Below are 22,171 nucleotides of genomic sequence, written 5' to 3'. Positions count from 1 at the left end.
TCGGACAAAGTTGGGTACGAACGGAGCTCATGCAGCCAGGCGTCGCTGCGGACCGTAGATCTCCGGCATCTCGCCGATGTCGTGGCGAGTAAGGTGAGGCAGGGAGACCACACGAGTCTCGAAGCTGCCGTCGGGGTGGAGGAGGTGCTCCACGAACCCCACAGTCTTCTCGCCCGCCGTCTCCTGCCAAGCATCGCCCACGATGAAGGCGACCGAGGGGGCCCAGATCTGGCGCAGTCCCTGGCATACGCCGCGGTCGCGCCATTGGTGGACGTGCCCGCTCGCGACGAAGGCGGGGCGCTGCGGCAGGAGGAGGTTGAACAGGCGGTGCCGCGGAGCGGGCTGAACGCACCAGTAGGTGCTGTCGGTTTCCTCCATCCGTTCCTGGCAGAGCGGCTTGTGCATGAACACAGCCACAGCGCGACCCGCGGTGCCGTGCAGGGCCCTCACCAGCATCTCCATCTGCTCCTCAGCCTCGGGATGGCTGGTTGCGGTGATCTGGGTGTTGAGCCCGATTAGGCGCCAGCCCGGCACGTCCCGTACGAAGGTATCGGGGCCAAGCTGCGCGCGCCAACGGGTCAGGCGCTCGGCATCCGCCGGCTGGCGGCAATCGGGCAGGGGGTCATCACCGACGTCGTGGTTGCCCGGCAGGGCCAGCAAGTCGAGGCCGAGTTCCTCATGTGCCTCGCGGGCGAAAGCAAGGTCCTCGGCGCGGTCGGCACCGTCCAGCGAGATGTCGCCGGTGTTGATCACGAGGTCCGGCCGCGCCGCACGCAGGTGCTCGGCCAGCAGGTCGAAATTCGCGCGAAAGCCGGGCACGCGATCGGACAGGTGGGTATCGCTGATCTGGGCGAGGCGGAAGGTCATTGGGGCCGTCCTTGGAGGAGGGAAGGGGACGCCGGCCAGGTTGGCCGGCGTCCTCACGGTCAGGCGCGTCGCGGCAGCAGGCGGCGCACCTCGGCGGCCATGTCGCGCTGCACCTCCTCCGGCGTTGCGCGGCCCTCCACGACGCGGGCGATATTGTCTACCATCGTCTGCGTCACGCGCACGGAGTTGGTGCCGGGGAAGGCGTACCAGGGGATGGAGATCGGAATCTGCTTCACCGCCGCGAGGAACAACGGGTTCTCGCGGTAGAATTGCCCGAGATATTGCGGGTCATCGATGGCGATCTGGTTGCACGGCAGGTAGCCCGTGTTGCGGACCATCAGCGCCTGGCCCTCCGGGCTCGTGGAGTAGCGCAGGAACTTCCAGGCGGCGTCGCGCTTCGCGAGGTCCTTGGCGGTAAGCATCCCGGCGGCGCCGCCCGTGGGAAGGCGGCCCTTGGCCGGGTCGATCACGGGCATGCCCGTGGTACGGAGGACGAAGTTGTTGCCAGCGCCCTCCTTCATGCCGCGCACCAGCGCCGTGGTCTGGAAGATCATGCCAAGCTTGCCGGCGGTGAAGGCCTGCCGCGCCGCCGTGGCGGAGAGGTTGGGCATCCCGCCCTCCTTCACCATACGGTCGATCAGGCGCAGCGCGCCCAGGCCCTCGGCGCCGGCGAAGCCGACGTCACGCTCGTCCTCGGTCAGCATACGGCCGCCATGGCCGAAGAGGAGGGCGGAGAACATCCAGTCGTCGCCGTTCCAGGTGAACCACATGCCCTCGGTGCCGTCGCCAAGCCGGTCGATCTTGCCAGAGAGCTGGAGGACGTCGTCCCAGTTGGTGGGGAAGTTGTCGGGATCGCCTCCGGCGCGGCGGACGAGGTCGGCATTGTAGTAGGCGACGGGGTTGGAGGCAGCGAAGGCAAGGCCGGACTGGAAGCCACCGAAATGGCCGAGCGCCAGCATGTTCGGCGTGTAGCCGATGGTAGCGGGATCGGCGGCCTCGGCCTTCAGCAGCGGCATCAGGTCCTGAGCGAGCCCGCGCTCCGCGAAGACGCGCAGGCGGTTGAAGCCCTGGTAGGAGAGGTCGGGAAGCTGGTTGGTGGCGGCCTGGCGGAGGATGAGCTGCGCGCCCTCCTCGTAGTTCGGGGTGGTGACGTAGTTCACCTTGATGCCTGGCTCGCGCTTCGCGAAACCCGCCAGGATGGCGTCGTAGGCCTCCTTGTAGATGAAGGGCTGAGCGTAGTGGACGGTGATCTCCGTCTGCGCCTGCGCGCGCAGGACGCGCGGCATGAACAGCATGGCGGCGGGCGTCGCCAGTGCCGCGCGGCGGGTGGTCGCGATGGTCATGGGTCTCTCCATGGCCGGCCTCAACCTTTGAGGCCGGTGGTTGCGATGCCTTCGATGAAGCGGCGCTGCGCCAGCAGGAAGGCGAGAACGAGGGGCGCGGTCATCAGCACCGCGGCCGCCATAAGGGAGCCGAAATCGTCACCGGCTTCGTCGGAGCGGAAGTAGAGGACGCCGAGGGCAGGGGTGGCGTACTGCGTTCCGTTCACAGCGATCAGTGGCCAGAACAGGTCGTTCCAATGGGCGACGACGGAGAAGATCGCGAAGGCCGTGGCGGCGGGCCACGCGTTGGGCAGCACGATGCGCCAGACGATCTCCGCCTCGCCCAGCCCGTCCATGCGCGCCGCGTGGATCAGGTCGTCCGGTAGCGACTTGAAGAACTGGCGGAAGAGAAAGATGGCGAAGACAGAGATGGTCGCGGGCGCGATCAGCGCCGTGTAGCTGTTCAGCAGGCCGAGTTGGCTGAAGCCGACATAGAGTGGCAGTGCCGGTACATGATAGGGGACGAGGAGGCCGAGCATGACGGCGCCGAAGGCGATGCCGCTGCCGGGGAAGCGCAGCTTGGCCAGCGCGTAGCCGGCAGGTACCGCGAAAAGAAGTTGGAAAAAGAGGATGCCGCCGCAAACGACGACGCCGTTCCAGAGATAGCGCCAGACCGGGACCTTGGCGAAGACCTTTCCGTAATTCTGCACGGCGTAGAAGCGCTCGGGCAGCAGGGATAGGGAAGCGCGGAAGATCTCGTCCAGCGGCTTCAGGCTGGCAGCAATCATCCAGATATAGGGCATGAGGATGAGCAGGCCGAGCAGTGTCAGGAGCGCGAGGCGGGGCAGGTCGCGAAGGAGGGAGCGGTCAGACATAGTGGATGCGCCGCTCCATCACGCGGGTCTGCAGCCAGACGAGAGCGAGCACGATGGCGAGGAAGACGAGGGTGATGGCTGCGGAGTAGCCGAGGCGGAAATAGGTGAAGCCTTCCTCGTACATGGCGTAGAGCAGCACTTCCGAGGCCTTGTTCGGACCGCCCTGGGTCAGCACCGCCACGCTGTCGAAGACGCGAACGGCGCGCGTCATGGTGATGGTGACGACGAAGAGGGTGGTGGGGCCCAGCAGCGGCCAGGTGACGAGGCGGAAGCGGTCCCAGGCGCGCGATGCCCCATCCACCTCGGCGGCCGCGTAGAGCTCGCGCGGGATGGCCGTGAGGCCGGCAAGGAAGAGGACGAGGTTGAAGCCAATGTTCTCCCACACGCCGATGGCAGCGAGGGAGATCAGCACCGTGTCGGAGGAGGAGAGCCAGTTCGGGCCGGCGATGCCGAAGGTGCGTAGGGCAGCGTTCAGCGGGCCGATGGTAGGGTGCAGCAGGTATTGCCAAGCGGCGGCCATGGCGACGGGCAGGGAGACGACGGGCAGAAAGAAGACGGCGCGGAACAGGGCGCGGCCGCGTGTGCCGGCCTCGATCAGCAGGGCCAGGGCAAGGCCGCCGAGGACGGAGGCGGGAGCGACGATGGCGACGTAGAGGATCGTGTTGCGCAGCGCGATGCCGAAGCCGCGGTCCTGCAGCAGCTCCGCAAAGTTCTCCAGCCCAATCCAGCTCAGGGCGGAGGCGCCCAGCTCGTAGTCAGTGAAGGCGAGGGCGATGGTCGCAAGGGTCGGAGCCAGCAGCATCAGCACGAAGGCGATGGCGGCGGGGGCTGTCAGCATCCATCCGGCCAGCGCCTCGCCGGCCGAGAGGCGCGGGGCGGGGAGGGCGACGGCGGCCTCAGACAAGGCTGGCCTCCGGCGAGAGCGCATGGACGGCGACCCGCTTGCCCGCACCGTCGAAAACGAGTGCGCGGGCGATAGGGAAGCGCAGCGCCACCTTGCCCTCCGGCGGCAGGGTGTCGCGGTCCTCCGGCGCCAGGCGCAGCACCAGCGGCGTGCCGAGCGAGGCGTGGCGGAGGTGGACGAGAAGGCTCTCACCCAGGAACTCCACCCCTTCCACCGCGGCGGACAGACCCGCGACGGCCGGCTGCATATCCTCCGGCCGCAGCGCGAGAGTCATGGCGCCGCTCCCGGCCACGCGCATCCCCACCGCTTGACCGGCGACGCGCAGCACGCCATCAGCGCCCGCTTCGGCGGCCAGAGTGTTGATGCGAGGCGAACCGATGAAGGTCGCGACGCGCAGGTCCTGCGGGTCGGCGTAGACCTCGGTGGGCGAGGCGATCTGAAGGATTTCGCCGGCCTGCATCACCGCGACCCGGTCAGCCATGGTGAGAGCTTCCGACTGGTCGTGGGTGACGTAGACGGTAGAGACGCCAGCGGCCTTGTGGATCGCCACGATCTCCCGCCGTGTCTGCACGCGCAGGCTGGCATCAAGGTTGGAGAGGGGCTCGTCCATGAGGAAGGCGGCGGGGTGACGCACGATGGCGCGGGCCAGCGCTACGCGCTGCCTCTGCCCGCCAGAGAGTTGGCCGGGACGGCGGGAGAGCATAGGGCCGAGGCCAAGTGACTCCGCGGCCTGCCGCACGTCGCGCATGATAGTGTCGCGCGCCGCCCGGGTGCCGGGCAGCAGAGTGCCGAGGAAGGGCAGACGCTGCGCTGCGTTCAGGCGGCGCATGGCCAACGGGACCGCGATGTTCTCCTCCACCGTCAGGTGCGGGTAGAGGGCGTAAGACTGGAACACCATGGCGACGTCGCGGCCCGAAGGGCGCAGCCTAGTCACCTCTCGCCCGCCGATGCGGATACTGCCGGCGTCGGGCTGCTCGATTCCGGCGATGCAACGGAGCAGGGTGGATTTACCGCAGCCGGAGGGGCCGACCAGGGCTACGAACTCACCGGCGGCGACGTGCAGAGAGACCCCGCGCAGCACCTGCGTGCCGCCGAAGTCCTTACTCAGGCCCTCGACCGAAATACCGTGCACCAGTGGACCCCGCCAATTCGCGGCGGGGACTAACCAGCAGTGCTGACATCCGTGTTGCGGTTTGATGAAGGAATGGTGTCGCCCGCAGAGTCACCCTTCCGCCCGGTGACCCTGTTCCCGTGAATGTCCTCGTCCTGAGCTAGGGTCCATCGAAGGGGGACGGACGATGAAGCGGTCAAGGTTTACGCAGGAGGGGATTATTGGCGTGCTGAAGGAGCATCAGGGGGGCGCGGCAGCGCCTGATCTGTGCCGCAAGCACGGGATCAGTGAGGCGACGTTCTACACGTGGCGGTCCAAATACGGCGGGATGGACGTGTCGGATGCGTGCAAGCTGAAGGGGCTTGAGGAGGAGAACGCCAAGCTTAAGAAGCTCTTGGCCGAGCAGATGCTGGACGTGGCGACGCTGAAGGAGATGCTGGCAAGAAACTTTTGACGCCTGGCTTGCGGCGCACGGCCGTGACCTGGGCGATTGAGCAGAAGGGCTACTCGCAGCACCGGGCGTGCGCGTTGGTCGGGCTGGAACCGAAGACTTACCGGTATACGTCCAAGCGGCCCGGGGACGGCGAGATCCGTGCCAGGTTGCGTCTGCTGGCTGGTGAGCGGCGCCGTTTCGGCTACCGGCGGCTGCACATCTTGCTGGCGCGGCAGGGCTTGCGGCTGAACCACAAGAAGCTGTTCCGGCTTTACCGCGAGGAGAAGCTTGGCGTGCGCAAGCGGGGTGGCCGCAAGCGAGCCCTGGGCACGCGCTCGCCCATGGCGCTGCCGGACGCGGCGAACCAGCGCTGGTCGCTCGACTTCGTGTCCGACGCGCTGTCCAGCGGACGCCGGTTCCGGGTGCTGGCCGTGGTCGAACCAAGAGGTTCGCCCGAGGTGGACGACTTCACCCGCGAATGCCCCGGCCTGGTCGTGGACACATCGCTGTCCGGCCTGCGAGTCGGCCGCGAACTGGACCGCATTGTCGAGCTGCGCGGTGGCCGACCGGCCATGGTTGTCAGCGACAACGGCACGGAGCTGACGTCGCACGCCATCCTGCGCTGGAAGGAGGAGCGGTCGGTGCTGTGGCATTACATCGCGCCCGGCAAGCCGCAGCAGAATGGGTTCGTGGAAAGCTTCAACGGTCAGCTTCGGGACGAGTGCCTGAACGAGCACCTGTTCAGCAGCTTGGCCGCGGCACGCCGGATCATCGAAGCATGGAGGCTCGACTACAACGCCGAATGCCCACACACGAGCCTCGACGGGCTCACCCCAGCAGCCTTTGCAACCCGCCCCAAGCAGGGGCATACAGAAGACCGACTCTGCTCATGAGCGAGGGTACTTCGGGGACAGGGTCAGACCCTCTACGCCGCCTTCGGGGAGGCGATACGCGACCCGACCGTTCGCGCCCGCTTCGAAGAGCAGGCCACCACGCCGCTTGCCGAGGGGCCCGCCGAGTTCGCGGCCTTCCTGAAGGCGGAGCAGGCGAAGTGGAAAGGCGTCGCGGAGCGTGGGAAGATCGTGATCGAGTAGGCGAACGCACCTCAGGGAGGGATGGACATGGCACTTTACGCGCTGGACGGGGCGGCACCGACGCTGCCGGAGGCGGGCCGGTTCTGGATCGCGCCGGACGCGCAGGTCATCGGCGACGTCTCCCTGGAGGAGGATGTCAGCTTCTGGTTCGGCGCCGTGGCGCGCGGAGACAACACGCGTATCGCGATCGGCGCGCGCACCAATATCCAGGAAGGCGCCATGCTGCACTCCGACCCTGGCGCGCCGCTCACCATCGGAGCCGACGTAACGGTCGGCCACCACGCCATCCTGCACGGCTGCACAGTAGGTGACCGCTCGCTGATCGGCATGGGCGCCACGGTGCTGAACAAGGCACGGATCGGGCGCTGCTGCATTGTCGGCGCCAATGCGCTGGTGACGGAGGGGAAGGAATTCCCGGACTTCTCCCTCATCGTCGGTGCCCCGGCCAGGGTCGTGCGCGCGCTCGACCCCGCGATGGAAGCGACACTCCTTGAATCGGCGGCGCGCTACGTTGCCAACTGGCGCCGCTTCTCGGTTGAGCTACGGCGGCTGGACTGACCCGGAAATCGTGCTACCCGGTAATGGGGGTGGCGGCACCCTCGGGGAAGTCCACGGAACACCCCAGTGCGATCTCCATGCTAATGTTGATGCGAGATTTACATGAAGGGCCACGAGCCACCAGTCGCTCGCGCCCGGCAGACGGATGGCACGTCGCGCACAACCGCGTGCCCGCCGAGCTGCGCGTCCCGTTCGAGCGGCAGATGAGCCGCATCCACTTGCCCGCCGACCCGGCCCTGCATCCGCACCTTGGCTACGTTCGGCAGCACCGGCAGTGGTTCGCAGCAGGCTAAGGTCCCAGAACCACCCGTCCGCCACACGCTCGCCAGGCCCCCGCCCATCCGCGGCTCTCGGCCCGGCAGACCACGGCCAAGCCCTCCCTGATGAGAAAGGCGGCCATGTCCTGGCCGGCCGGCGTGGTAGCGACCGCCAGGGTCCGGCGCAGGCTGTGGATGCCATAAGCTGACCGGTCAAGCCCAGTCGCTTGTCCGGAGTTCTCAGGAACGGAGAGGCGCTTGGCTCGGAGTCCTTGTCTCCTGTGCTATCCGGGGTTGGCCACGGCCCATCGACCATTCTGAGTGCGGCCACCGTAGCCGTAGGCGTCGCTATCAGCCGCATGCACCAGTACGTAGGACTCCTCGTGCAAAGGGCCGATCAACTCCTCCATCTCGATAAAGGCCGCACGAACAAAGGCCGTAGTCTCAGCTTTCGTGTTGGTCCCAGCAGTGATCTTGATGTCCAGCCAGAACGCCGAAAGCCCCTCATCGGTCGGGTGCTTTCCGGCGATGAACCATCCCTGTGGATCGGCCTCCTCAACTAGAACGGCGGTGACTTTGGAGTCCTTGTTGAGCTGCTCGGCCCCGAGCCGGGTCACCAGCTTGGCGATATCGGCGCTGATTCCGGCGCGCGGCGATGCGGTAACGTAGCGGACGGTGATCATGGGCATGGAAACCTCCTCGGCACTGATGCGGAGGAGACTTGGCTCTGTTTCAATCAGGGCGGAATGCTATGATGTGCGCTGGTGATCATAGCGAATCAATATGATGCTCGACCTTGCCTCAGTCCGTCTGTTCATCCTCGCGGTGGAGTTCGGGAACCTGACCCGGGCAGCGGAAGCGGCGGGCACCGTGCAGCCGGTCGTCAGCGCTCGCCTTAAGGGGTTGGAAACGACCCTTGGCCGAAAGCTCCTGGAACGCACGCCCCGCTTCGTTCGACCAACTGAGGACGGTTTGGCATTCCTTGCCAAAGCGCGCGCATTGATGGCTGCGCATGACGAAGCCGCGCGCTTCGACGAAGGGCCGAGGACACGGTTCACCATAGGGGCGAGCGATCACGCGCTGGGGGCAGGGCTGGAGCACGTCATTCGCCATGTTCGCGCGGCACTTCCGCCGAGAAGTGCGATTGAGCTGCGCATCGGACTGTCCCAACACGTCCGTGCGTTGTTCGACGATGGTGAACTAGACGCTGTCATCGTCCGGCGGGAAGCGGGCGGCGCGGACGGCGAGGTGCTGGGCACAGACCCTCTGGGCTGGCGATCCGCTGATGAAGGTGTAATGGCACCGGACCTCGCCGTACCGCTTGTCACGCTCGAGGCGCCATGTGGGGTTAGAGCCATGGCCATCAGGCGCCTCGAGGCGGTTCACCGGCCGTGGCGGGCGGCCTTCGTCGGGGGAAGTTGCACTGCCCTCCTGGCTGCGGTGAGAGCGGGTCTCGGCGTCGCTCCGATGGGGGCCGTAGCCTCGGGAGGGATGAGCGATGTCGGACCACGCTTCGGTCTTCCCGACCTGCCACCATCGGAGATCGTAATGTTTGCCCGCACCAGTTCCTCCGCTGCGAGCGCCGCGGCACGGGCACTCGAATTGGCTGTCCGGACGATGATGCTACGGGTCACGTGATGGGTGCTCAGGGCGCTGAGCCATCATGGCCGGGTTTGGCCGATGGCGAAACGTCTGCTTCCAGGTGCAGCGTCCAAGCAGGCAGCCATGACGCGGCGGGATAGGTTCAACAGCTTGAGTGGTCAGCATCCGCATCAGTCTATAGCCGCGATATCTCCCTTGGAGCCTACTCGGCCTCTCTGGCACGGTCATATGCAGTGCTGGCGTTATTGATCGCGTCGCCATGCGCAAGTGCCCAGCCGCAGAGCGCCTCAAAGGGCTGACGCAGCGAGTGCCCCAGCGGCGTGATGGCGTATTCCACGCCGATCGGCGCCGTCGGCAGCACTGTCCGCGTTACCAGCCCGTTCCGCTCCAGGCGCTTCAGCGCGTCCGCGAGGGCTTTGTGGGTGATGCCATCGAGGCGCCGCTTGATCTCGTTGAAACGAGAAGGCCTCGGGCAGAGCACCGTCAGGATCAGAATGGTCCACTTGTCCGCGATCTTGTCGAGCACCGGTCGCACGCGCGCCATAGCGGACAGCGCGCAGGAGGAGAGTGCTTCCAGGTCGGTATCATCGGCCATATCTAGGCTATCCAAAGTGCGTTCTTGCTACCAGATACACTCCATATATCTAGGCCGCCATCGCTGAAGAACAGGAGACGACGATGGCGCGGATGTTGAACAAGGTTGCCCTGGTGGTGGGTGGCGCGAGCGGCATCGGCCTTGCCACCGCCGAGCGGCTGGCAGCCGAGGGTGCGGCGGTCTTTCTCACCGGGCGTCGTGCCGAAACGGTGGAGATGGCCGCCACCACAATCGGCCGGGGGGCACGCGGCCTCGTCGCGGACGCCAGCGTGGCGCAGGACGTGGCGGCGGCCGTCACCGCGGTGCGGGACACGCATGGCCGTATCGACGCGCTGGTACTCAATGCCGGGATCTCCGAACCGGCGCTGCTGGCCGAGGAGACGCCGGAGCACGTTGATCGCCACTTCCTGATCAATGTGCGCGGCCCCGTTCTCGCTTTCCGTGCGGCCGTCGGCGCCATGGACCAGGGCGGCTCGGTCGTGCTCATCGGGTCGATCGCGGACATGGCGGGCATTCCCCACTACGGCACCTATGCCGCCACCAAGGCGGCCCTGCGTTCCTACGCGCGCACCTGGACCGCGGAACTGGCGCCGCGCGGCATCCGCGTGAACGTCGTCAGCCCAGGCCCCACGAACACGGCGATGATGGCGGCCACGACGGATGAGGTGCGCGCGGCGCTGATTGGGCAGATCCCACTCGGCCGAATGGCACGCCCGGAGGAAGTTGCGGCGGCAGCGCTGTTTCTCCTCAGCGACGAGGCGAGCTTCATCGCGGGCGCTGAACTCTGTGTCGATGGCGGGATGCGGCAGGTCTGACCCTTTACGAGCTAGCGGAGGACGGCACGCCAGGAAGGGCTACTAGGAGGGGACGGCGTGAGGCAACTCGTGCGCCTGTCCCGGCGCGAGGGAGAAGGCGACGGCGCAGCCCGCGCTGTCGCGCCTTTTTGGCTGCCCCTGCTGCCTTGGCGTGCGCCAGGATCGAGGTGCCGACGAGGAAGGTCATGCCGGGCCTGACACCTCCCTCCTACGCCAGGGTGAGCAGACGTTCTCAGACACCCAGGCGAGACCACCGAATGGAGGTCTGCGCCGCCATCCACCAAGGGCCTTCCTCCAAGAGGAGGGCTCGCCATTTCGCGCCGTTGTTGTGCCGTCAGAGGATCGCGCCGATGGTCCGCCGCAGGTGCCGGGGCGGAACCCTGGCGTGCGGGGGCAAGCCTCGACCAAGGGCTCCAGCACCGTCCACCGCTCGTCCGTCAGCGCCATCGCACCCTCCGAAATGCCGGAGAACGCCCACTCAGCCCAGCAGTTCAGGCGCTAGCGGGCCGTAGACCCGCACGAGGCGGGCGGCCTCTGGCAGGTTGTCAAGCAGGCTGCGGTCTGCGAGGCGGTCGGCATCCCGGTCACGCTGCACTCCGGCGGCGAACTGGGACTGCCGCAATCGGCCTGCCTGCACCTCGCTGCGGCGATTCCGAACATGACGATCTTCTTGGATACGGAGCATTCGCACCTCTCCGGTGACATCATCGAGGAGGGCTTCGCCTTGGATGAGAGCTGCTTCGCGGTGCCGGCCGGACCAGGCCTCGGAGTCACGGTTAAGGAGGCGGCCGTGGAGCGCTGGTCCGTGACGCGGATCGAGGGCGCCTACCTTGACGACCGGCGCCCGGGCTGGTTTCCGGTGAAGCTGGCCTACTGAGCGCGAGGGAGGCGCAGGATGCCGCAGCCCGTGGCCCGCCGCGCCCTCCTGGCCGCTTCCACCCTCCTGGCCGCGCCCGCAATCACGCGGGCCGCACGGGGACAAGCCGCCTGGAAGCCGGAACGTCCTATCCGGATCGTGGTGCCGTACACAGCGGGCGGGGCCTCCGACGCCACGGCGCGGCTGATCGCGGGAGGGCTACACACCCAGCTCGGCCAGCCCGTCCTGGTCGAGAACCGGCCAGGGGCGTCGGGCATCATCGGCACGGAGGTCGTCGCAAGGTCCAGGCCTGATGGGCACACCCTGGCCCTCGTCGCCTCGTCGCACGTCGTCAATGCCGCGCTGTTTCCAGCGCTTCCCTTTGATCCCTTGCAAGACTTCGTGCCGGTGATCCTGACGACGACGGTGCAGATCGTCATGGTGGTTCCCTCCTCGCACTCCGCCCAGCAACTGCCCAGTTTTCTTGCCTGGGCCCGAGGGCAAGATGGCCGCGCCGCCTATGCCTCGTCCGGGATCGGGTCGAACCCACACCTTTTCGCCGCGGATTTGCTGCGCCGAGCTGGGGTCGAGATGGAGCACGTTTCCTATCGCGGCTCCACGGCAGCCCATGCCGACCTGCTGATGGGCCGGACCTCCATGATGTTCGACGCCTATGCGGCTGTCCGGCCCCACGTCCTGGCTGGGATGCTGCGTGCCATCGCCGTGGCCTCGCCGGAGCGCACCCTCCTGCTGCCAGACCTGCCCACCGTCGTGGAAGGCGGGTTCCCCGGCTACGGCGGTACGTCCTGGGGCTGCCTGCTCGCGCCCGCCGGGACGCCGCCCGGTGCTGTCGAGGAACTGAACGAGGCCGCACGCACGACCCTCGCGACCTTGGAGACGCGTGAGCGTCTGGCACTGCTGGGCGCCGAACCGGCGGGTGGTTCTCCGGCGGCGCTCCGGACTTTTATGCGTCAGGAGCAGGAGCGGTACGCAACGCTCGTCGCCACTCTAGGTATCTGAGGAACCCCCCCCCGCTTCTCGTTAATCCTCCCTCCGCCAGGGCTCGCTCCGACGAACGCTGGAGCCATATAGATGCAGCAAATGCAATGACTTGGCCCGTCCTGACGCATACAGAAATGTTTGTATGTGTCCGGCAGTTAAGGTTTATGGTACAAGAACCTTCAGAAACAGTTCGGAATTCATTCGGGACTCTTTCGGTTAATTGCTTCGCCAGGGCGAGGGAATGACGGCTGTGGATCAGGGCGTGGCTTACCGCTTTGAGGGATTCGTCCTGGACACGGTACGCGGGACGCTGCTTGGCCCCGGTGAGGTGGAACTCTCCCTTCGCCCGAAGGCCTTCGGGCTACTCGTGCATTTGTTGGAGCGACCCGCCCGCCTGATGAGCCGGGTGGAGCTGCTGGACGCGCTCTGGCCGGGCATGGTGGTGACGGACGACAGCCTGACCCAGTGCATAAGCGAACTTCGGAAGGCCTTCGGAGAGAGCGCCACGGCGGTGCTCCGCACCGTCCCACGGCGGGGCTATATTCTCGCGGCCGAGGTGCGGAAGGAGCAATCAGCCGGCACCGGTTCCGCGGAGCCGGTGGTGCCCGCTTTGCGCTCGGCACCTTCATCAACCCATGACGTCGTCTTTGTGCACCCGGTCGAGGCTCTCGACGCGAGGTCCGTGGAACTGCACGTGGCCGACACAATGACTGTGGAGATCACCGCAGTTCTCGCCACCTTCGAACACCTGCGGGTTCTGAGAAGTGTGGAGGTCCCTGCGGCCAACGGCTATCACCTCCACGTGGCGGTGCGTTCGGCGGTGACGAAGTGGCGCAGCACGGTTCGGCTGGAGGACGCGGCGGGTGCCACCATTTGGGGCGACCGCCTGGAATGGCCGCACGAGGACGGGCCGGAGCCGCCGGAGGAGGCGCTGCTAAGCTTCGCGGCGGAGATCGACCGTCAGATCAACCGAGAAAGCCTGCGACGCGCCACCGTCAAGCAGCCTGCAGAGAGGACGGCCCGGGATTACTACTTGCTCGGCAAGGAACACCACCTGCGCAGCACCGAGGCGGACACCCAGATCTCGCGGGAGATGTTCGACCGCGCGATAGCCGCTGATCCGGACTATGCGGCCGCTCATGCTTGGCAGGCGTATGCAGTGCAGCGCGCCATTACCCATGGCTGGGGCCAACCCGGCGGGCAGGCGGCACGGGATCTGGCCTTGCAGCACGCGCGGCGCGCGGTGGAGCTGGCTCCGGATTCGCCGCTCTGCCTCGGCCGCCTCGCGTTCGTACTGCTCCTGCACCAGCGCTGGGAGGAAGCGGTGAGCGTCGCCAGGGCGGCGCTGCGCACCGACCGACCGGTCTACGTCGCGACGCGCGCGGACTGTGCCGACGTGCTGGCCACCTGCGGGCATGCGGAGGAGGCCGTGGGCATCCTGCGTCAGGGGCTGGCGCTCGATACCTACTCTCGGCCCGGGTTCCGCGCGGTCCTGGGGCGCGTGCTCGTGTTAGCGGGGCGTGTCGAGGAAGCGCTAGTCGAACTGCAGTGGTGCGCCGCCCGGCTACCCGACTACGCCCCTTGCTACCTTTCGCTTGTCGTCGCGCTCACAGAGCTTGGGCAGATAGACAAGGCGCGACTGGCGCTGCGGGATCTCGTCCGTCTGCAGGGTGAGGGGACACCCCGCAACCACACCGGCAGCTACTTCTTCCGCTACGATGCTGACTTCGAGCGGTTCCGGTCCGCCGTCGAGGCGGCCGGCTCCGTTGCCGTAGGTCGGCCGCTGGAGAGCAGCAACTCGCTCTGACCGGGGGCTGACGAGCAACTCGACGAGCGCGTGGACCGCCGCGAGCCTCGATCCAGCGCGCCTGTCAGCCGGGCGCGATGCTGCACCGCCCGCGCACTTCTCAAGGAGCCCTGACCAGTTCCTGAAGGAGCGGGGCCCGGGAAGGCGGGCTGCCCGCGCTGCGGCACATCTAAGTTTCGCTGATCCTTCGGCATGATTTCAGGACTTGCGGCGAAGGCTACCGGTACGAGGCAGCCCATGGCCAGCCCGTCGCTGGCAGGCCCAAAGCCCCTCGCCCTGAGAGAAGACCATGACCGCCGCGCCGCTCGCTCACCGCTCGCCCCAACCCACATTCCGTGGGTCACCGCCGGTCTCGAACCGCGTGCGGCTCCTCTCCTCTTGCTCCGCCGTGGCCGCGCTCGCGCTGGTCCTGGGTGGGCAGCCCGCCCACGCGCAGACGCAGACGACCTGCGGGGACATCTCCTACGGCGGCTGCTCCTTCTCCAACACGGCGCCCAACGGTCCAGCGCCCACCACCCCCGACTTCGACAAGCCGGGCCGCAACGGCAATCCTGGCACAGCCGGGACGTCTATCGACATCGACCTCAGCCAGGTCCCCGGCACCGGCGGTCTCTACTACGCCGCTGGAAGTACGCCGGGCGTGGCGCTGGCGACGCAAGCCGGCAGCGGCAGCGACGGAACCGATGCCAGCAACAACGCCGTCGCTCCGGTGCCGAACCTGAGCGCCGGCAGCGGCGGTGCTGCCGGGGCGGCGGGCAGCATCACCGTGACCATGCCGCAGGGCTCCAACGTCCAGGTCATCAGCGGCATCGACCAGTACGGCAATCCGGCGGCCGATGCCCCGGCTGTCCAGGTCTACTCCGGCGGCGGCAATGGCGGCGGCGGCGGCGTTCCCACCCAGGGCGGCCTGCCCGGCGTATCCCAGCCCGGCGCCAATGGTGGCGACATCACGATCAATGCCTATGCCAATCCGAACCAGGCGGAAACCAATTCCGGCCAGGTCGGCGCGATCCAATCCATCCAGACAGGCATCCTGGCCCAGTCGATCGCGGGGAACGGCGGCAGCGGCCACCCGCATGTGACCGACTATGCCAAGCAGGGCGTCGACGGCGCGACGACCGATGCGAATAACAGCGCGTTGCCCGGCTCCGGCGGCACAGTCACCGTCAATCTCGGTACCTCGATCACCGCGTACACTCAGTTCTTCGCCAATAGCCCTCCGACCGTTGGCCCGTCATCCGTCTCGCCCGGTGCCGGCGTACGGATCGTCAGCGCCGGCGGCAATGGCGGGAACGGCGGGACCGGCTCCAGCAAGACGGACGGCGGCAGCGGCGGCGATGGCGGTGCTGCGGGAGACGGCGGGGCCCTCAATGTCACGGTCACCAATCAGAGCAGCGTGAACGTCCAGCTCGGCAGGTACTTCACCCCGGCCATCTGGGTCCAATCCTTCGGCGGGATCGGCGGGCTCGGCGCTGATGAAAGCGGCTGGGCGTCGGGTGGCAACTCTGGCCGCGGCGGGAATGGCGGCATGATCACCATCGTCAACGACGGTTCTTTGACGACGGAGAGTGCTGATCACGCGCCGGGCATTCTGGCGCAATCCTTCGGCGGCACTGGCCAGAACGGCGGCACCGGCGGCGGCTGGGGTGCTACCGGCGGCGAAGGTGCCTCCGGTGGCAACGGCAGCGCCATCAGCGTCTCCGGGCGCGGGTCGATCAGCACCGGCAGCACGAATTCGCCGGGCATCCTCGCGCAGAGCATCGGCGGCGGCGGTGGCTCCGGTGGCAATGACCGCGGCTGGCTCGCGGTCGGCGGGGCCGGCGCGATCGGCGGCAACGGCGGCAACATCATCCTGAACTATGGTGGCACGATCCGCACCACGGCCGAGCTCTCCTCGGGCATGGCGGCGCAGAGCGTCGGCGGCGGGGGCGGGTCGGGCGGCGACGCCTCGGGCTCGGGCGCCTTCCTGAACCTGGTGGTCGGTGGCCAGGGAGCAGGGGGCGGGAACGGCGGCGCCATCCAGGCGACCAGCGCCGGAACCGTAAGCACGCAGGGTGCCCACTCCCCTGGCATGCTGCTCCAGAGCATCGGCGGCGGTGGCGGCTCAGGTGGCTCTGCCTACAGCCGCAGCACGGGCGTCGCCGGCAGCGCCTCCGTCGCGCTCGGCGGTACGGGCAGCGGCGGCGGCGATGGCGGTTCCATCGGCTTCGCGCCGGGTGCGAGCACCACCAACAGCGGAGCGATTGTCACGGCCGGCCATGACAGCTTCGGCATCGTGGCGCAGAGCATCGGCGCGGGTGGCGGCCTCGGCGGCGCCGCCGCCTCCAAGGCCACGGCATATTCCGTTCCTGACAACGGCGAAATTCCTACGGTCGCGCTCAGTGTCAGCCTTGCCGGAAGCGGCGGGGCCGGTGGCGCAGGCGGCCCCGTCACGTTGGACAACAGCGGCCTGCTCGCAACCCGCGGGTCCGGAGCGGCCGCGCTGGTGGCGCAGAGCATCGGCGGCGGCGGCGGTGCGGGCGGCGACTCCTCTGCCCATGCCAGTGCCCAGGGCAGCAGCACCTTCAACCTCACGGGAACGGTCAGCTTCGGCGGCAGCGGCGGCGGCGGCGGTTCCGGCAATACCGTGACGGTCGGCAACAACGGGCTGATCATCACCAGCGGCGAGTCCGCGGACGGCGTGCTGGCGCAGAGCATCGGCGGCGGCGGCGGCGCGGGCGGCACCGGGGATGGCCAGGGCAAGGCGACCGGCGACGACGCGTCCAATGTGAGCGTCACCCTCAACATGGGCGGCCAGGGGCAGGGCGGCGGCGACGGCCGCCAGGTGGTCGCCACCAACAACGGTGCCATCCTGACGCTGGGCGACGGCGCAGTGGGCATCATGGCCCAGGCGGTGGGCGGCGGTGGTGGCCGCGGCGGCGGCGCGGCGGGCACGTCCAGCGGCACCTACAGCGCCACGCTGAACGTCGGTGCCAACAGCGGGACTGGTGGCTCCACCTGGACCGGGCTGAACAGCGACTCTGTTCACGTGACCACGAAGCAGGGCAGCGCCATCGTCACCTTCGGCGCCTCGGCGCCCGGTGTCGTGGCGCAGAGCATTGCTGGTGGCGGCGGCCAGGGCGGCAAGGCGGCCAGCACCATCGGCCACCAGACCTCCTCCACCGACGGCGGCACGGGCACTGCGGCGACACTGGACAGCGCCTATGCTCGGATCGCCGCCGCCATGGCCAGCGGCGGCAGCTCCAGCCTCAACCAGTACAACTCGGTCCAGGCGCTCGCCGCGCTGGCGACCAGCCTCGTGACCGGCGCGCCGGCCTCGGCACCCCGCCTCGGTGACGCGGCCGATGACGGCGACGCGCTGGAGAACCTCGGCGGCAACACCGGCGAGAGCGACGACAGCAGCGACGCGACCTCCATTACCGTCAATGTCGGCGTCGGCGGCCGGGGCGGCAGCGGCGGGGCGGCCGGCAACGTGGCCGTGGACAATTACGGCCGCATCGGCACGGTCGGCCCCATGTCGGACGGCATCCTCGCGCAGGCCATCGGCGGTGGCGGCGGCAATGGCGGCGCGGCCCTCTCCTCGACCACCAGCGGCGACGTGCAGGGCGCGATCGGTGTCGGCGGCAATGGCGGCGGCGGCGGCAACGGCGCCAACGTCACGGTGAACAACTACGGCGGCATCACCACCATCGGCGGCCAGTCGCTCGGCATCGTGGCGCAGAGCATCGCGGGGGGCGGCGGCATCGCCGGAACCTCTGCCGCCAAGGTGAAGCCAGAGGACAACAGCGACAACTCGGTCCTCAGCGTGCCGATCTCCATCGGCGCCAATGGCGGCGGCGGCGGCACGGCGGGAACGGTCACCGTCACCAACAGCGGCAGCATCGAGACGCGCAGCCACGACGCGATCGGCATCCTGGCGCAGAGCATCCAGGGTGGCGGCGGGATGGTGCGGACCCGGTCCTCCGACAACGAGGACAACAACGGCGGCAAGGCGGTGGCCACCGGCGGCAGCTACGGGATCAATCTCACCATCGGTGGCGCCAGCGGCAATGCCAGGGATGGCGGCACCGCCGGCGCGGTCTCCGTCACCAGCACCGGCAGCATCGCGACGATGGGGCGGAACGCCTACGGCATCCTGGTGCAGAGCATCGGCGGCGGCGGCGGTCTGGTGCTCGGCGGCACGCCGAACAACAGCGCCAATCCCTTCGGCACAGGCATGATGACCGGCAACGCCAATTCGGTCTCTGTGACGGTGGGCACCGCCCCGACAGCCCAGGTGCCGACGCCGCCGCCGGCCAGCATCACCACCACCGGCACCGGCGGCGTCGCCGTGCTGGCGCAGAGCATCGGCGGCGGCGGCGGTCTGGCCGGCGACACCGGGCTGACGGCGCAGCGCGCGGGCTTCACGCCCACGTCCAACCACGACGGCAACGGCGGGCCGGTCTCCGTCATGGTGAACCCGGGCGCCACGCTCTCGACGGCGGCGGGCAACACGCCGGTGATCCTGGCCCAGAGCATCGGTGGCGGGGGCGGGCGTGTCACCACCAGCGGCTTCGGCGCCAATGACGGCTGGGCGGGCGGGACCGGCGCCGGCGGCACCGTGGCCGTCAACGTCAGCGGCCAGGTGCTGGCGGGCGGCGCGGCCTCGCCCGGCATCTTCGCCGAGAGTGTGGGGCAACCCGTCGCGCCGGCTCCGGGCTCCGGACGTCCAGGCAACCTGACCGGCGGCTCTGCCATCGCCGTCAACGTCCTCACCGGGGGGACTGTCCAGGGCGGGACCAACTTCAGCGCCAACGACGGGTACGGCGCGGGCATCTACGTCGTCGGCGGGCCGAGCGCCCAGGCCCCGGTGGACACCACGACCTCGAACCAGATCACCAACGGAGGAACCATCACCTCGCTGGGCAAGACCGGGGCGGGGGGCACGGCGGTGTACAGCACCGGGGGCTGGACCAATATCCACAACCAGTCCGGCGGCACGATCACCGGCAGCATCAGCCTCGGCAACGGCGGCGGTGGCGGCAACGTCCTCAACGACGCCGGTGCGACGATCAACCAGGGGCCAGTCAACAACTACGGCGCGGGGACACTGACCAACAACGGGACCGTGAACGTCGGCGGCACCGGCGCGATCGCCGCCACGGCAATGAGCGGCAACCTGGTTCAGGGTCCGACCGGCCGCTTGGTTCTGGACACGAACCACGGCACGGGCGCCTCGGACCGGATCGATGTTCAGGGCAGCGTCCGCTTGGGCGGCATGCTGGAGCTGCACCCGGCGGCGCTGGCCAACCGCGCAGTTACGGTGCTGACCGCGACCGAGGGCGTGACGCCCGATCCTTCCCTGACCTCGACCCGGACGCATCTCTTCGCCTTCGACGCCCGGCAGGCCGGCAACAGCCTGCTGGTCCAGCCCCGGGCCGAGTTCACGGGCCAGGCTGCCGGGCTCGGCGCCAACCAGCGGGCCGTTGCCGCTCACCTGCAGGAGCTGTGGAACGGCGGCGCCAACCTGAACGCCGGTTTCACGGCGCTTGCCGGGGTGCGCGACGGCGCTGGCTACGGGCAGGCGCTGAACAGCCTGTCCGGGCAGACGGTGGGGGCGATCTCGGCCTCCCGCTTCGCCAGCAGCCGCGACTTCAGCACCAACATGCTGAACGACTGCGCCACCTTCGAGGGCGCCGGCATCAGCCAGGACGAGGCGAGCTGCGGCTGGGCGCGCGCCTTCGGCAGCACGGCGACCCAGGACAGCACCGGCGGCGCGCTCGGCTACAAGGCGACGTCCTGGACGATGCAGACCGGCGGGCAGGTGCAGATCGCGCCGGGCTGGTTCGTCGGCGGCTCCATCGCCTACCAGAGCAGCGTGTTCCGGGGCGATGCGGGCTCCTCCAAGGTCAGCGGCGACAGCGCGCTGCTCGGCGCCCTGCTACGCTACCAGGCGGGCCCGTGGCAGGTCTCGGGCGCCGTCGATGCCGGATACGGCTGGTACGAGAGCCAGCGTTCCGTCACCGCCGGCAGCTTCCAGGGCACCGCGAGGGCCAAGCCGGATGCCTGGCATGTCGGCGCCCACGCGCGGCTGGCCTACCAGGTGCCCTTCGGGGGCGAGGCGGCGGGCTGGTATGTGCAGCCGCGGGTGGACCTGCACCTGAACCACGTCCGCAGCGGCGGCTACACGGAGAGCGGGGCCGCGCCCTTCAACCTCGCCGTTGCTTCCCAGGGTGCCACGACCTTCACCGCGGTGCCTGCCGTGGAGGTGGGTGGGCGTGTCCGGCTGGGCGAGGCGACGGTGCTCCGCCCCTTCGCCAGCGTCGGTGTCGAGCTGGGCGCGAACGGGGATTGGGCGGCAACGGCCCGCCTCGCCAGCCAGCCGGCAAGCCGAGGCTTCCGGGCTAGCACGCCCATCCCGGACGTGCTGGGCAAGTTCACCCTTGGTGCGGAGCTGCTCACCACGTCCAACTGGGACCTGCGCGTGCAGTACAGCGCCGCGGTCGGTGACGGCTACAACTCCCACGCCGGTCTCGCCCGCGCGGCCTACCGGTTCTGAGAAGAGGCCGCGGGAAGGGGGAGCGCCCTCTTCCCGCGGACGGGGCACCAAACGGAGGACCTCCCTCATGTCACCCATCTTAATTGTCGGTGCCGGGCCGGTCGGCCTGCCCATGGCGTCCGAGCTGGCGCGCTACGGCCTTCTCGTCCGGATCATCGACGGCAGCGCGCACCCGGCCGAGACCTCCCGGGCGATCGTCGTCTGGAGCCGCACGCTGGAACTGCTGGACCGGCTGGCTGCTCGGACGCTTTCCTGCGGATCGGGCACCGGGTGCATGCCGCGTCCATCCGCAGCCGCGCGGCCGTGCTGACCCGCACCGAGTTCTGTGACATCGCCAGGTTCTGTGACATCGCCAGCGCCTACAACTTCGCGCTGATGGTGCCGCAGAGCGAGACGGAGCGCCTTCTGGGCGCACAGCTCCGGTCGTTTGGCGCCACGGCGGAGCGCATGCAACACAATCCCCCGCAGGCAGAGGGATCTCGTCTGGAGGCCGGTCCACGGTTGGAAGTCAGCACGGTACGCCTCCTCGCTGCCCCGCTTTGCTTCTAACTTTCCTTCTCGATCTTCGCCGTCTCGATCACGCTGTCCCAGAGCTTGATCTCGCTTTCCAGGAACGGGTGGAACTGCGCTCGTGGTAGTGGCAAGGCCGTGAAGCCGGAGGTTGCATAAGCCTGCTGCACCTTGGGCAGCGCGAGGGCCTGCGCCACCTCTGCCTCGAACCTCGCCAGGATCGGTGCGGGAAGATTCGGCGGGGCAACCAGCCCGTACCAGTTGGTCACGCGGAACTCGCCCAGCCGGCTGTCGAGGGTCGGCGTCTGGGGGCTGCGCGCCCAAGCCTCACCGGAGGACACAGCCAGCAGGCGGAGTGCGCCTTGCTCGACCAATGGCCAGCCCGTCGCGTCGGCGAAGGCCACATCGACGATGCCGGCGGCAAGGTCGGTCAGCATCGGCGTGGTGCCTCGATAGGGCACATTCATCGTCCTCGTGCCGAGACGGATGTTCAGCAGCTCGAGCGACAGATGGGTGCTGGAGCCGATACCGGCGGAGGCGAAGCGTACCTCCTCGGGCTTTGCGCGCATCCAGGCGAGAAAGGCATCCAGATCCGCCACCGGCGAGCCCTTGCGCGCAACGAGCATCAACGGACTGGTCGTGAGGCGCGACACATGGGTGAGCGCCATCGGCTGATAGGGCGTCCGGCGCAGGAGCGGGCCGATGGTGATGTTGCCCGAGCTGGTGATGCCGAGCGTGTAGCCGTCTGGCGCCGCCTGATATACCTGCTCAATGCCGAGCGCGCCGGCGGCGCCAGCCCTGTTGTCCACCACGACGGGTTGGCCGAGTTCCGAGGCCATCGTGTCGGCCAGCACGCGGCCGACCAGATCAAGCCCGCCGCCGGGCGGGAAGGGAACAATGATCCTGACAGGGCGGTCCGGCACCCACCCGGCAGCGCGCGCGGCCCGGGCGAGGGCGGGTGCCGCGATCAGGCCAAGAGCCATGCGACGGCGCAGGCAGTAGGTCATTGCGGTACTCCTGCAGCG

General features: G+C 68.5%; 18 protein-coding genes and 1 pseudogene. 10 read left to right on the top strand and 9 right to left on the bottom strand.

The features are described from left to right. Positions 1 to 27: 27 nt before the first annotated feature. The 5 genes from BO39_RS13935 to BO39_RS13915 are packed head-to-tail and all read right to left on the bottom strand — an operon-like array spanning position 28 to position 5,100. Positions 28 to 867 carry a metallophosphoesterase family protein gene (locus BO39_RS13935; RefSeq protein ID WP_043834217.1) on the bottom strand — a complete coding sequence of 280 codons (840 nt, stop codon included), beginning with the start codon at positions 865 to 867 and terminating at the stop codon, positions 28 to 30. 59 nt (positions 868 to 926) lie between these two features. After that, a complete protein-coding gene (locus tag BO39_RS13930; RefSeq protein ID WP_043834214.1) occupies positions 927 to 2,210 on the bottom strand; it encodes an ABC transporter substrate-binding protein in 1,284 nt (427 codons plus the stop codon). Between the two features lie 20 nt (positions 2,211 to 2,230). Next, positions 2,231 to 3,064, bottom strand: a complete 834-nt coding sequence (locus tag BO39_RS13925; RefSeq protein ID WP_043834212.1) for a carbohydrate ABC transporter permease — start codon at positions 3,062 to 3,064, stop codon at positions 2,231 to 2,233. Further along, on the bottom strand, positions 3,057 to 3,968 hold the full coding sequence (locus BO39_RS13920) for a carbohydrate ABC transporter permease (protein ID WP_043834210.1): 912 nt from the start codon (positions 3,966 to 3,968) through the stop codon (positions 3,057 to 3,059). The genes BO39_RS13925 and BO39_RS13920 overlap by 8 nt, the downstream gene beginning before the upstream one ends. Continuing rightward, the gene (locus tag BO39_RS13915) at positions 3,961 to 5,100 is read right to left on the bottom strand and encodes an ABC transporter ATP-binding protein (RefSeq protein ID WP_043834207.1); all 1,140 of its coding nucleotides are present in this window, start codon (positions 5,098 to 5,100) and stop codon (positions 3,961 to 3,963) included. The genes BO39_RS13920 and BO39_RS13915 overlap by 8 nt, the downstream gene beginning before the upstream one ends. Positions 5,101 to 5,266: 166 nt before the next feature. On the opposite strand from BO39_RS13915, the gene BO39_RS13905 reads away from it, so the two are divergent. Both BO39_RS13905 and BO39_RS13900 read left to right on the top strand, forming a co-directional pair. Then, positions 5,267 to 6,405, top strand: a protein-coding gene (locus tag BO39_RS13905; protein ID WP_156963683.1) for an IS3 family transposase whose coding sequence is annotated in 2 segments (ribosomal slippage) — positions 5,267 to 5,513 and positions 5,513 to 6,405 — 1,140 coding nt in all. Because the reading frame shifts where the segments join, the coding sequence is not laid out codon by codon here. Positions 6,406 to 6,633: 228 nt separating this feature from the next. After that, the gene (locus tag BO39_RS13900; RefSeq protein ID WP_043834321.1) at positions 6,634 to 7,164 is read left to right on the top strand and encodes a gamma carbonic anhydrase family protein; all 531 of its coding nucleotides are present in this window, start codon (positions 6,634 to 6,636) and stop codon (positions 7,162 to 7,164) included. A gap of 541 nt (positions 7,165 to 7,705) precedes the next feature. Here the strand turns inward: BO39_RS13900 and BO39_RS13895 are convergent. Continuing rightward, a complete protein-coding gene (locus tag BO39_RS13895; protein ID WP_043834203.1) occupies positions 7,706 to 8,110 on the bottom strand; it encodes a tautomerase family protein in 405 nt (134 codons plus the stop codon). Positions 8,111 to 8,204: 94 nt separating this feature from the next. On the opposite strand from BO39_RS13895, the gene BO39_RS13890 reads away from it, so the two are divergent. After that, positions 8,205 to 9,059 (top strand): LysR family transcriptional regulator, encoded by an 855-nt coding sequence (locus tag BO39_RS13890; protein WP_211257452.1) that lies wholly within the window; start codon positions 8,205 to 8,207, stop codon positions 9,057 to 9,059. Between the two features lie 166 nt (positions 9,060 to 9,225). On the opposite strand, the gene BO39_RS13885 is transcribed toward BO39_RS13890, so the two are convergent. Further along, positions 9,226 to 9,618 (bottom strand): winged helix-turn-helix transcriptional regulator, encoded by a 393-nt coding sequence (locus BO39_RS13885; protein WP_043834201.1) that lies wholly within the window; start codon positions 9,616 to 9,618, stop codon positions 9,226 to 9,228. Positions 9,619 to 9,701: 83 nt separating this feature from the next. Between BO39_RS13885 and BO39_RS13880 the strand changes: the two genes are divergently transcribed. After that, a complete protein-coding gene (locus tag BO39_RS13880; protein ID WP_043834199.1) occupies positions 9,702 to 10,433 on the top strand; it encodes an SDR family NAD(P)-dependent oxidoreductase in 732 nt (243 codons plus the stop codon). 478 nt (positions 10,434 to 10,911) lie between these two features. On the opposite strand, the gene BO39_RS34390 is transcribed toward BO39_RS13880, so the two are convergent. Then, complete coding sequence (locus tag BO39_RS34390) at positions 10,912 to 11,055, bottom strand: hypothetical protein (protein ID WP_156963682.1); 144 nt, start codon at positions 11,053 to 11,055, stop codon at positions 10,912 to 10,914. Between BO39_RS34390 and BO39_RS33625 the strand changes: the two are divergent. The 6 genes and pseudogenes from BO39_RS33625 to BO39_RS33975 all read left to right on the top strand — a co-directional run. Further along, a pseudogene (locus BO39_RS33625) lies at positions 11,002 to 11,310 on the top strand (enolase C-terminal domain-like protein); the annotation flags it as partial. The gene BO39_RS34390 and the pseudogene BO39_RS33625 sit on opposite strands and share 54 nt — an antisense overlap. A gap of 18 nt (positions 11,311 to 11,328) precedes the next feature. Next, positions 11,329 to 12,309 carry a tripartite tricarboxylate transporter substrate binding protein gene (locus BO39_RS13870; protein ID WP_043834194.1) on the top strand — a complete coding sequence of 327 codons (981 nt, stop codon included), beginning with the start codon at positions 11,329 to 11,331 and terminating at the stop codon, positions 12,307 to 12,309. Positions 12,310 to 12,553: 244 nt separating this feature from the next. Beyond that, positions 12,554 to 14,098, top strand: a complete 1,545-nt coding sequence (locus tag BO39_RS13865; RefSeq protein ID WP_169742760.1) for a winged helix-turn-helix domain-containing protein — start codon at positions 12,554 to 12,556, stop codon at positions 14,096 to 14,098. 289 nt (positions 14,099 to 14,387) lie between these two features. Then, entirely contained in the window at positions 14,388 to 20,636 is a 6,249-nt protein-coding gene (locus tag BO39_RS13860) for an autotransporter outer membrane beta-barrel domain-containing protein (RefSeq protein ID WP_156963681.1), read from the top strand. A 67-nt stretch (positions 20,637 to 20,703) separates the two neighbouring features. Further along, the gene (locus BO39_RS33980; protein WP_043834187.1) at positions 20,704 to 20,946 is read left to right on the top strand and encodes an FAD-dependent monooxygenase; all 243 of its coding nucleotides are present in this window, start codon (positions 20,704 to 20,706) and stop codon (positions 20,944 to 20,946) included. After that, positions 20,940 to 21,185 (top strand): hypothetical protein, encoded by a 246-nt coding sequence (locus tag BO39_RS33975; protein ID WP_211257451.1) that lies wholly within the window; start codon positions 20,940 to 20,942, stop codon positions 21,183 to 21,185. The genes BO39_RS33980 and BO39_RS33975 overlap by 7 nt, the downstream gene beginning before the upstream one ends. On the opposite strand, the gene BO39_RS13845 is transcribed toward BO39_RS33975, so the two are convergent. After that, entirely contained in the window at positions 21,182 to 22,153 is a 972-nt protein-coding gene (locus BO39_RS13845) for a tripartite tricarboxylate transporter substrate binding protein (protein ID WP_052402069.1), read from the bottom strand. The two genes, BO39_RS33975 and BO39_RS13845, sit on opposite strands and share 4 nt — an antisense overlap. Positions 22,154 to 22,171 lie beyond the last annotated feature (18 nt).

The organism is Roseomonas aerilata DSM 19363 (assembly GCF_000711725.1).
Taxonomy (GTDB): domain Bacteria; phylum Pseudomonadota; class Alphaproteobacteria; order Acetobacterales; family Acetobacteraceae; genus Roseomonas; species Roseomonas aerilata.
Note: the sequence above shows the minus strand (reverse complement) of the source record. Positions and strands in the feature narration are given on the sequence as shown.